General features: G+C 63.8%; 7 protein-coding genes. 5 read left to right on the top strand and 2 right to left on the bottom strand.

Going from position 1 to position 11,312, the window contains the following annotated elements; genetic code table 11:
- Both V6M56_RS12885 and V6M56_RS12880 read right to left on the bottom strand, forming a co-directional pair.
- A partial coding sequence (locus tag V6M56_RS12885) for an amidohydrolase family protein (RefSeq protein WP_332684260.1) occupies positions 1–323 on the bottom strand: 323 nt, incomplete at its 3' end.
- Between the two features lie 28 nt (positions 324–351).
- On the bottom strand, positions 352–567 hold the full coding sequence (locus V6M56_RS12880; protein WP_332684258.1) for a hypothetical protein: 216 nt from the start codon (positions 565–567) through the stop codon (positions 352–354).
- 138 nt (positions 568–705) lie between these two features.
- On the opposite strand from V6M56_RS12880, the gene V6M56_RS12875 reads away from it, so the two are divergent.
- From V6M56_RS12875 to V6M56_RS12855, 5 genes are all read left to right on the top strand, one after another.
- Complete coding sequence (locus tag V6M56_RS12875) at positions 706–1,689, top strand: ABC transporter substrate-binding protein (protein WP_332684264.1); 984 nt, start codon at positions 706–708, stop codon at positions 1,687–1,689.
- 79 nt (positions 1,690–1,768) lie between these two features.
- A complete protein-coding gene (locus V6M56_RS12870) occupies positions 1,769–3,478 on the top strand; it encodes a cache domain-containing protein (RefSeq protein ID WP_332684255.1) in 1,710 nt (569 codons plus the stop codon).
- A 229-nt stretch (positions 3,479–3,707) separates the two neighbouring features.
- Positions 3,708–5,417, top strand: coding sequence for an amidohydrolase family protein (locus V6M56_RS12865; protein WP_332684253.1), 1,710 nt, complete (start codon positions 3,708–3,710; stop codon positions 5,415–5,417).
- Between the two features lie 129 nt (positions 5,418–5,546).
- Positions 5,547–9,644, top strand: a complete 4,098-nt coding sequence (locus V6M56_RS12860) for an AAA family ATPase (protein WP_332684251.1) — start codon at positions 5,547–5,549, stop codon at positions 9,642–9,644.
- Positions 9,637–11,178: a B12-binding domain-containing radical SAM protein gene (locus V6M56_RS12855; protein ID WP_332684249.1), complete on the top strand. Its 1,542-nt coding sequence runs from the start codon at positions 9,637–9,639 to the stop codon at positions 11,176–11,178. The genes V6M56_RS12860 and V6M56_RS12855 overlap by 8 nt, the downstream gene beginning before the upstream one ends.
- Positions 11,179–11,312: the final 134 nt, after the last annotated feature.

Raw genomic sequence — 11,312 nt, 5'->3', positions numbered from 1 at the left:
GCACCATAATTCAGGACCCGGCCGGCATGGGCCTGTTCGTCGTACCATCGGGCAACCGGGAGGACGCCGATCTCCAGCTCCAGCGAGGTCGTGACGCCGTCGAAGGCCTGCATCCGGTCGGCCGGGATCGACTGGCCATGCCCGTGCAGATCGACGAAGCCGGCCGTGACGATCAGGCCGTCGGCGTCCAGCGTTCGCCCGGCCGGTTGGGAAACGCGTCCGATCGCGACGATCGTCCCGTCGTTGATGGCGACATCGGCCACCGCGTCGAACGCCGTTTCCGGATCGATAACGCGCCCACCTCGGATAATGAGATCGAACATTCGGGCTCCTTCCGTTCCGCACTGACGGTTACAATAAGCGCGACGAGTTCACAGCTTTTTTGGCGATCGCTGGATCGAGCCGGTCCCGCAATCGGCCGCCGAGGCGATTCACCGCGCGCACGGCGATGGAGAGGGAGATCGCGGGAAGGGTATGATGTGCGGCTTGATCTGCCATTGCCCGAGGGCGGGCATGGCGTGATTTCATCGCGCAGAGCCAATTGATCGACACAAAACGCTGCGGCATGTCGAAGGATCGCGCTACTATACTGCGGTAAAGCGCCTGGGATAGGATCGAGCGCTTCACGCTGACGGACGATGTCGGTTGGAAGGAGAAACGGCCTTGCGTTTCGTGCCCTCCGCCTCGACCGAAGCCGCTGCCCGGATGAGACGGCGCGATGTCGTCGCGCTCGTCGGCGGCGTACTGGCATCATGGACTTTCCCGGCCCACTCGCAGCGTCCGCCGATGCCGGTGATCGGATATCTTGGCTCGGAAACACCGGACCGCTACGCCAGCCGCCTTGCAGCCTTCCGCGCCGGACTGGCTGAAACCGGGTATGCGGAGGGTCGCAATGTGGCGATCGATTATCGCTGGGCGGAAGGCCGGTACCGCCGGTTGCCAGCGCTGGCCACGGAACTGGTCGATCGTCAGGTGAGCGTGATCGTTGCGCCTGGCGGCGCCGAAGTCGCACTCGCGGCGAAATCCGCGACGTCAACCATTCCGGTCGTTTTCGAGATGGGGGGCGATCCCATCGCCCTGGGCGTGGTGGACAGCCTGTCCCGGCCGGCCGGCAATCTCACAGGCGTGTCGAGCCTGAGCGTCGAAGTCTCGCGCAAGCGGCTGGAGTTCATGGGGGAGTTGCGCCCGGGCATCAAGCTTTTCGCCGCCGCCGTCAATCCGGCCAGCCCGACGGCGAACTCGCAATTGCGAAACCTCCTGGCTGCCGCAGGCAGCCTCGGCTTCGAACTGCGCATCCTCGAGGCCAGCGCCGAACAGGAGTTCGACGCCATGTTCGCGGCCGCTGCTCAGATGCGTGCGGGTGGTTTGATCTTCAGCTCCGACCCGTATTTCGCCTACCGCAGTCCGCAACTGGCCGCGCTCGCCGTCGCTTATGCCGTGCCTGCGATCACGCAATCCCGCGACTTCCCGCTTGCCGGCGGCCTGATGAGCTATGGCGGCGATTTCGAACAGTCGCACCGACATACCGGCATCTATGCCGGCCGCATCATCAAGGGCGCCAAGCCTTCCGAACTTCCGGTCCAGCGCGTTACGAAAGTCGAGATGTGCATCAATCTCAAGGCCGCAAAGGCCCTCGACCTGTCCTTTCCGCCCTCGCTTCTGAGCAGCGCCGACCTCGTAATCGAATGAGCATCTCCTGATCGAATGACCTGGCCGGCGCGCCGACCGATGAGCCAAGACTGTGCCCTACCCTTTCGCCGCTCCGCGGATGTCGCTGTTCAGCAAGTATTTCCTCGCCCTGTTCGCGGCGGTCGTCGTGCCGCTCCTGATCGCGAGTGGCAGCCAGGCCTGGTTCGGCTATGGCGACCGGCGGGCTGCCCTGAACAATCTGCTCGATGCCGAAGCGCGGGCGGCTGCGGCGAAGATCCAGGATTTCATGGAGGGAATCCGCGATCAGCTCGGATGGACGGTGCAGTTGCCGTGGTCGGAGAGGGTCGACGAAAAGCGCAGGCTCGACGCCTTTGTCCTGCTGCGCCAGGTTCCCGCTGTCCTCAGCCTCGGCCTCGTCGATGCTGCCGGCAAGGAACGCCTGTTCGTGTCCCGGATCGGACTCAACAGGGTCGAGGGAGGTGACGATCATTCCGCCAGTCCGGCGGTGACGGGCGCTCGCGAGAACCGTGCCTGGTTCGGGCCGGTCACATTTCAGCGCGGCTCGGAACCCTTCATGACCGTCGCCGTCGCCGGCAATCGCCCGGCCGCCGGCGTTGCCATCGCGGAGGTCAACCTCAAATTCATCTGGGACGTGGTTTCGGCGATACGGGTCGGGCGCACCGGAGAGGCTTTCGTGCTCGATCGGCAGGGCCGCCTCATCGCCCATCCCGACATCAGCCTGGTGCTGCGAGCCGACGATGCCGCGACGCGGCCGCTCCGGGATTTGCGGGCGGCCATTCTCGATCGCCCCGGCGAGGCGATTGCCGGCCGGGACATGGCGGGAAGCACGGTGCTGGCGGCAATGGCGCCGATCTCCACGGCCGGCTGGAGCGTCATCGTCAAGCAGCCCGTCGCCGAGGCGTTCGGCCCGATCTACGCGGCTCTCTGGCGCACGCTGGGCCTGCTCATTGCCGGCGCCGCGCTGGCGGCGGCACTCGCCTACTGGCTTACCCAACGCATGACCCGGCCGATCCTGCTTCTGGAAGACGGCGTCACCCGGATCGGCGCAGGACAGTTCGACCACCGGATCAATATCACGACCGGAGACGAATTCGAGCGGCTTGCGGCCCGCTTCAACGAGATGGCAGGCGAGCTGGGAGTTTCGCAGGAGCGCTCGGAACGCATCGGCCGGCTCAAGCGCTTTCTCGCGCCGCAGGTAGCCGAACTGGTCGATCGCAGCGGTGACGACCACGTGCTCGACGGCCGGCGCGTCGAGGCGGTCGTGGTCTTCTGCGACCTGCGGGGCTTCACCGCCTTCTCGTCGCGCACCGAGCCCGAGACGGTGATTCATCTGCTGGGCGAGTATTACGACGCTCTCGAAAGGGTGGTCAGCACGCATGGGGCGACGCTGACGAACTTTTCCGGCGACGGTGCGATGGTGCTCGTCAACGCGCCGGTGCCCTGCCCCGACCCGGCCTTGCGCGCCGTGGAAATGGCCCGCGACATGCAGTTGAACGTGCAGAAACTCCTGGCTGACCGGCAGGGTCTCGACCATCGCCTCGGCTTCGGCGTCGGCCTCGCAATGGGGCCGGCAACCGTCGGACGGATCGGCTCCGGAGGGCGCCTCGACTACACCGCGATCGGCACCGTCGTGAACCTCGCATCACGGTTGTGCTCGGGCGCACATGACTGCGAGATCCTCGTCGATCGCGTCGCAGCTCGCGCGGTCGGCTCACGCCTGCCCCTCGTCGAGCTCAACCCACGCGCCTTGAAGGGGTTCGACCGGCCCGTAGCCGTCTTCGCCATCGCCGCGCTCCCCCCAGCATAGAGCCTGGCGGCGGCCAGGCGCGATCACGCCATCGGATCGCCCCGGCCTCGCGAGCCGCCTGGAGCCAAGAGAACGCCGTGACTGGCACAGGAAGACCGAAGCAGATCACGGCGCTGTCGATTCAAGCGAGTGACTAAACGGAAACCCAAGCCACACAGCACGATAAGCATGGTCCTATGCTTGTCATTGAAGTACGCTGCCTGCGCAGGAATGTACGGAGGCGGGAACCATGTGGTCCCGACGCGCGCTGCTGTCGAGTTCCGCATGGGTGCTTGCCGCCCAGCTCTCGGGCTGCGGCCGTTTTGCTCATCCCGACGCGCCGCTCAGCGCGGACGATCCGAAGATCAGCAATCCGAACAGCCCTCTGACCATCGATGTCCATGCGCATGTCTTCAACGGCACCGACATCCCGGTCGAGCGCTACCTCACGCTCGTGCGGGCCCGCACGGAGCCCGCACTCAAAGCGCTGGGCGAAATCCTCGAACAGGCCGTCAATGCGATTGCTCCGGACGGCACAGCCGAGCTCGCGCTCCTCCGCGAGCTGAACAAGGGAGGCGGCAAGAACGCATCCGTCGCCGCCGCATCGCTGCGGGAACGGCATCGCGCCACCCAATATGAGCTCGGCGTAAGGGCTCTCAAGGAGGCATTGGCCAACCGGCAGCGGATCCGGCGACGCTTCGGCGCCAGCTCCGATGATGGTGAGCTGGCCGATGCGATCAACGATTTGCCGGATCGCTATGAGAAGGGCGCCAGGGTTCGGCGCCGGCGGCGAGCCAGAAACAACACGGTCGAGGCCGCCCTCGAATTCGCCAAGCAGCAATTCAACTACCGCTACGTCAATACGTTCGATTACCTCGAGCAATACGGCACTCGGACCTCGCGGAAAGCCGATCTGGCAATCTGCCACATGCTCGATTTCGATTGGGCGCTCTCCAAGGGCCGCCCGCCGCGCACGACTGTTCGGCAGCAGGTCGATCTCATGGAGCAGATCGCGATCCTGAGCGGCGGCCGCATCCATGGCTATGCGCCCTTCGATCCGTACAAGCAGGTCGCCTTCGGGCTCGGGCTGACGCGCGACGACGCGCTGAGCCTCGTAAAATCGGCGGTGGAGACCCAGGGCCATATCGGGGTCAAGATGTATCCGCCGATGGGCTTCGCACCCTTCGGGAACAAGGCCAAGAGCATGTCGTTCTGGGATAAGCCCTGGATCGCGGACACGCTGAAACGGCCCGATCTCGGTGACCGGCTCGACCGTGTCCTCGAGCAGCTCTACGCCTGGTGCATCCAAAATTCGGTGCCGATCATGGCCCATACCTCGCCGTCGAACATGCCGGACCCCGATTTCAAGTGGGCAACCGATCCCAAGCGATGGCTGGACCTTCCCGTCCAGGGACTGCAGGTGAATTTCGGGCATTTCGGCGACACGGAACTCGGACGCGGCAGAAATCTCGAGCTAACCCGCGGATATGCCGGCTTGATGGGGCCGGAGGGAACACTGGGTGCCAATTTCTATGCCGACTCCGCCTATTTCAGCGATGCGGTCCATGGCTCGGGTTCGCTTGCAACCGAGCTCGCTGGGCTCTTCCGGTGGACACGGCCCAAGAGTCCGGCAAATCTCGCCAACAGATTGATGTATGGCAGCGATTGGGAAATGCTTCTGATCGAACCTGGGGATACTTCTGCCTATTTGCGCAATTTCGAGAAGATCTTCGAAAAATTCGACAAGGACGGGTCCTTGGGCGCCGATGGCAAGATCAGCAATGCTTTTTTTGGCCTCAATGCAGCCAGCTACCTCGGCTTGAAAAGCGGCAGCCGGAGCAGAATGCGCCTGGACAGATTCTACGCCCGGCACGGCATCCAAAAGCCGCTATGGGCGATCAAGGTCGATTGCCAGGGTGACTGCCGTTCTGAAGATAGAATTGTTTCGAACCCGGTATAGTCGATCTCTCGTTCTGGAGCCGGACCTAATCATATCGCACAGCAACCTGAGCGGCGCGCGCTCTAGCCTCCGTTTCGTTGAAGGTACGTCCGAGCACGATCTCATCAGTAGATGTGGACTTGACGTTCAATGGTTTCGCAAGTGCCAGAACATCTGTTGCGGTTTCTTCCGGGGGCCTTCACGGGGTGGGTCGACCAGGCAGTGACGAACCGCCTGACGAGTTCGCGCGAAGTGCTTTCCGGCGCGCTCATGATCGCCGATTTGTCCGGCTTTACGCGTTTGACGGCGAAGCTGACGAGCGATCATGGCAGGCTGGGCGTGGAGAGGACGAGCCGCATCCTGAATGACCTCGTCGAGTTCATCGTCGAAGTGGTCGACGAGACAGGCGGGACCATTCTCAACTTCGAGGGCGATGCGCTGGTCAGTGGCTGGCGGTGCGGCTCCGATGAGGCCGAGATGCCGCTCGCCGCCTGGTCGGCAAGCCATTGCGCCCATCTCCTGCAGAAGCGGACGGAAGGCCGGCTGATCGAGAGCGAGAGCCTGGGGTTGAGATCCGGCGTGGCCGCCGGGGCAATCCATCTCATCGATCTCGTGCTGGCTCCGGACGATCGCCGCCTCGTCCTGGCGGGTCCCTGCATGGCGGATGTGGCCCATTGCGCCACCCTCGCCGAAAGCGGCCAGGTCCTTGTCTCCGGTGCGGCCTGGCAGCACGTTCGATCGGGGGGAAAAGGGCGCATCCACGAGGCCGATCTCGTTGAGCTCCTGTCTCTCGATCCGCCACCCCTTGGGTCGAGGCCGGCCGATACGGCACGCGCCGATCTGACCGAGCTGGAATTCTATCTTCCTGCGGCTCTGCGTGCCCGCCCGGAATGGGCAACTTCCGCCTGGCTCGCCGAGTTGCGAACCGCGACTTCGCTTTTCGTTCGCGTAACCGGCCCGAAATTGCCGGATGACCTCGATCTGACCGAGAGTGTCATGCAGGCCGTCCGCGCCACGGTGATCCGTTATCGCGGCGAAATGCTCCGGATCGCGGCTTGCGAGGGGGGACTGCAGGCCCTCGTGGCCTTTGGGATGCCGGGGCTTGCCCACCGCGACGACCCAACCCGCGCGATGCTCTGTGCGCTTGAATTGAACAAGGCGATCGGTACCGGCGGTGTCGATATTTCAATCGCCGCGGCGACCGGCGATACGTTTTGCGGGGCACTGGGAACGGGGCGATGCGCCGAATACACGGTCCTCGGCAATCCCGTAAATCGCGCCGCCCGGCTGGCGGCCGTGGCCGCGGGGCGCATACTTGCCGACAAGGCGACTGCCGAGAGCGCTGGCGATAAAGTCCGCTTCCAGGGGCCCTGGGGGATTCAAGTCCCAGGTCTGCGGTCTGGCCTCACGACTTATGTCGCTGTCGGCCCCCAGCGCGACGGCGTTGCGAGGCCGGGACTGGACCTGGTCGGCCGCCAATCCGAGATCGAGCGCTTGCTGGCGTGGTCCGAGCAGGCTGGGGGCGGCGCCCGCGCAACGATCATCGAAGGCGAGGGCGGCGTCGGAAAAACGGCGGTCCTGGAAGGTTTCCTCGAAATCGTCCGGGGCCGAAACATCAGGCTCCTGTTAGGGAGCGCGAACGAAATCGAGTGCAATACCCCTCACTTCGCCTTCAGGCGGATTATTCACGCCTTGATCGGATCGAAGGAGGTCGGGGTCGACGAGATCGAGAGGCGCTTGGCCAAGGCACTGGAGCGCAGCCCGGAGCAGCTGAGTTTCATCCCGCTTCTCAACAATGTCGTCGATCTCGGTATCAGGACCACTCCAATCTGCGAGCAGTTGTCGAGCGCGGCGCGAGCGGAAAACCTGCGGCATCTGTTGCGCCAGCTGATCCTCGACGGGTTCAATTCCGCTATGGGCGTCATCGCGATCGAGGATGTGCATTGGCTCGACAGCGCGTCGGATCTGCTCGTAAAGGACCTCGCGGCATCGGGGGTTCCGATCGCCTTCGTCATGACGACGCGCGGCGAATATCCCCGATTGGACGCCCCGACCACGATGGTCCGACTTGCGCCACTGGGCCCCGGCGACACGGCCAGGCTCACGAGCTCCCTTCTTGGCAAGCGAGCCATCCCGCCTTCGGTTCAGGCGGCCATCTGGGACCGGACCGGCGGCAATCCCTTCTTTGTCACGGAACTCTGCAGGGCACTGCTGCCGGAACAGGTGAGAGCCGGCTCCGGCGAGAAGGCTTCGCTCCAGACCAAACTGGTAGCCTTGCCGGAATCTGCGCAGGCCGCAGTGCTCAGCAGAACCGATCTTCTTCCAGCCAACGACCTGTTCGTGCTCAAGGTCGCGAGCGCCATGGCGGGAAGCTTTTCCGCCGGCGATCTCGCAGAGCTGAGTTCACTGCAGAAAATCGGCCCCGAGGTCACCGACTGTGTCTCTCGGCTTGCGTCCCAGCATCTGCTTCGAGCCGAGGCTCAGGATGGCACGCGTTATCGCTTCAACCACGCGATCACGCGCGAGGCCGTCTATGCCAGCATGGTCTCGCATCAGCGGCAGGAAGCTCATGCTGCGATCGCCGAGGCCCTGGAAAAGAACGGCCCCCCGAGTGACGCCGAAATGCTCCCGCTGATCCTGAAGCACTGGCAGGGTGCCGAGAACGAGCCGAAGATTTTCGAGTATCTCGATCGCGTCGCCCGGCTCCGCCTCGGTCAATCCGACAACGAGTCGGCGATCGAACTCATCGACGCTTTCCTCGACCTCGCCACCCGTGTCGACCCGCCGCCGTCCCCCAAAAGGCTTGCGGGCGCCCATTTCGCACGCGGAGAAGCGGCGCTGAACCTCGGCCGAATGGCGATCGCGCGCCAGGCGTTCGAGGAAGGGCTGGGGCTCCTCGGATTTCGTCCGCCACAGGACAAGCGAAGCCTGGCTTTCGGGCTCGGCCAGCAGGTGACCGAGCATCTGCTCCGCTCGGGGCGCAACAGATTTGTCGAGAAATTCCGGCAGCGCCTCGGCGCCCCGAATGCGCGGATCGGCGATGACATCATGATAGAAGCCGCGAACGCTCACGGAAATCTGACGCAGATATACTATTTCCTCGGCGACAAGCTCCGGATCCTCCATTCGACGCTGTGCTCGATCAATCTTGCCGAGCGGATCTCCGCGCCGTTTCCCGTTTTGGCTGTCAATTATGCCAGTCTGGGAGCGATCTGCGGAGTCGTTCCACTGCGGCGCCGTGCAGAACGATACTTGAAGCTCGCATCGCGATTGTCCGAGGACGTCGGAGACAACGCAGCGACTGCACGCGTAAAATTGTTCACCGGACTCTACCGAACCGCAGTGGGCGATTGGAAGGCCGCCCAAGGCAATTTTGAGGTTGGCCTCGCGCTGACGGCCAAGCTGGGGGAGAAGCGGCGCTGGTGCGAACTCGCAGTCAGCCTGGAAACGATCCTCAATCCCGGCTTGCTGAATTCGAGTTTCCCCGGTGCCGACGCCTGGGGCGAACTCGTCGAGGAGATTTGCGTCGCGGCTCGGAGAAGAGGCGATCTGCAGGTTCTGGGCTGTGGCCTGACGGCTGCCATCCGCGGCTATCGCGCGCTTGGCCGGCCGGAGGTGGCCGCAGTCTACCTGCCTGCTCTCGAGGAGCTGGTAAAATCGCAACAAGACGCCCTGGAGCCGATCCATGTGCTCGAAGGCTCGGCCATGCTGGCAGAACAGGCTGCGAGGCGAGGCGACCTTCCGGAACAGCTGGTTTGGCTAGAGCACGCCGCGCGATCGCTGGAGACGATCCGCCCCTCGATGAAATCACGGACACTTCCGGCGTTGACGACCGTTTTCGTCACCGCCGATCGCGACGTCGCGGCCGGCGGCACGCCGGACCTCGAACAACTCTGCCGCTCCCTGGCGTCCAGATCTTCCGCAGGCCTGTCCCATTTCGCCAAGGTCTATCCGATCGGCCGTCCGCGTGCCTTCCTCTTTCGAGGCGACCTCGAGGCGCGACGCGGGCGGCGCCGTCACGCGACAAGGTGGTGGACCGCCGCGCTCGACGAAGCTCTGCGCCTCGAGATGTGTGCCGATGCAGTCGCTGCCGCGGCGCGGCTGAACGACGACCTCGCCGCGCGCCGGTCGCTCGGCACGGATGACCGCGTCATTGCCATGACAGGACGGAACTCTTTCCTGCAGCATCATGCCGTGCACGCGGGCGCCGCGCTCGGTCGCAGCATCGAGCAGCCGGCCTATGCGTAGCTCCGTTCGCAAGCCTCGCATTCTTCTGGTGCTCGCGCATTTCGATGACATGCGGAACCGAAACGGGCGCCCCAACTTCCTGCCTCAGGGCGTCGGTCACGCCTTCCTGGCCGGCGCTTTCGACCGGAACGCCGTCGAGATCAGAATCCATAGCGAGTTCCATAGTGGCCCTCTGCTGGATGAGCGGGCGTTCGCCTGGCCCGACATGCTCGTCCTTACCGGCGTCACCTCCGCCTTCGATCGGATGTGTCAGCTTGCAGCCTATGCACGGACAAGATCGCCCGGCTGCGTCGTCGTGGCCGGGGGACCTGCGGTCCGCAATCTGCCGCTGACGAGCGCACGCGTCTTCGATTTCGCCTGCCAGGGCGACGTCGAGGAGCTCTCCGAGATCGCGAGGGACGTATTCGGTGCCGCGACGGCTGCCAGCGAGGTCTTTCCTCGCTTTGATCTGCTGAGCTGGAAGAGCCCAGTGAATTATGTCGAGTCGTCGCGCTACTGCAATTTCCGGTGCTCGTTTTGCGCGCTGACCGCCGAGCGGCGTGAATATAGGACCTGGACGCTCGCACATCTCGAGCGCCAGATCCGATCGTATCCGCGGTCGAAGATCCTGCTGTTTCTCGACAATAATTTTTACGGAAATGATCGCGCGTTCTTCCTGGCCAAGCTCGACCTTCTCGAAAGCCTGTTTCGGGATGGCTCGATCCCGGGCTGGATCGCGCTCGTCACCAGCGATTTCTTCGTCGATAGCCGGAATATCGAACGCGCACGCCGAGCCGGCTGTCTCGGCCTTTTTTGCGGAATCGAGAGTTTTACCCCGGCCCAGATCAAGTCCTACGACAAGCGGCAGAATCTCATCCTGCCGCAGCACGATCTGATCCGCTCGTGCCTGGAAGCCGGCATCGTGTTTCAGTACGGCCTGATCTTCGACCCGACGAGCCAGAGGCTGAGCGAGATGGAGGAGGAGCTGGATTTCGTGTTTCGGCATGACGAGATTCCGCTTCCGGCATTCCTCAGCCTGACCATCCCTCTTCTCGGCACGCCCTATTTCCACAAGCGGCTCAGCGAAGGCGCCATTCTCCCAATGGCCAAGCTTCGAGATATGGACGGCTTCACGCTGATGACGCGGCCGCTCGACGGGGTGAACGAGACCATCTCGTTCGTGCGCGGGCTCGCCAAACTCGACGGCCGCCGTCGCCAGGTTTTCGACCATGGCCTGCGGTTCTGGCGACGCTACCGGCGCTCGTTATCCTGGCGGCAGATGGCGTCGCAAATTGCCAATGGCGCGCGCCTTTGCACACCAAGCCTGATCAATGGCCGACGCTTGCCTCGCAGCGACGATGAGCGGCTCACCTATGTTACGACCACCCAGCCTCTGGGTCCGCTCTACACCCCAGCCTTTCCGGTTCCGGAACGGTTCTCCAATCATTTCCGCGCGACATTCATGACTGACGCATCTGGTGGGCTGTCCGAGCAGATCGCGGCGGATGTCGAGGCCGCGCAACGCCCGGCCCACCGTGAAAAGCGACTGGTGTAGTCAATGCAGCGGCAGGTCGTCAGGGCCCGGCGGGATGAAGGTCGATTTATAAGCCTCGCTAATTGGCCCTAGTGGATCAAGACGCCTAATCGAAGATTGGGCGGGCCGCTAGATTCATCGGGTGCTCAAGCAGC

The organism is Allobosea sp. (assembly GCF_036675845.1).
Classification (GTDB): Bacteria; Pseudomonadota; Alphaproteobacteria; order Rhizobiales; family Beijerinckiaceae; genus Allobosea.
Note: the sequence above shows the minus strand (reverse complement) of the source record. Positions and strands in the feature narration are given on the sequence as shown.

Bases quoted from the DNA above. Each gene is read 5' to 3' on its own strand.
- V6M56_RS12860 (WP_332684251.1), top strand. From the start codon at position 5,547: ATGGTTTCGCAAGTGCCAGAACATCTGTTGCGGTTTCTTCCGGGGGCC.
- V6M56_RS12865 (WP_332684253.1), top strand. From the start codon at position 3,708: ATGTGGTCCCGACGCGCGCTGCTGTCGAGTTCCGCATGGGTGCTTGCC.
- V6M56_RS12870 (WP_332684255.1), top strand. From the start codon at position 1,769: ATGTCGCTGTTCAGCAAGTATTTCCTCGCCCTGTTCGCGGCGGTCGTC.
- V6M56_RS12855 (WP_332684249.1), top strand. From the start codon at position 9,637: ATGCGTAGCTCCGTTCGCAAGCCTCGCATTCTTCTGGTGCTCGCGCAT.
- V6M56_RS12875 (WP_332684264.1), top strand. From the start codon at position 706: ATGAGACGGCGCGATGTCGTCGCGCTCGTCGGCGGCGTACTGGCATCA.
- V6M56_RS12880 (WP_332684258.1), bottom strand. From the start codon at position 567: ATGCCGCAGCGTTTTGTGTCGATCAATTGGCTCTGCGCGATGAAATCA.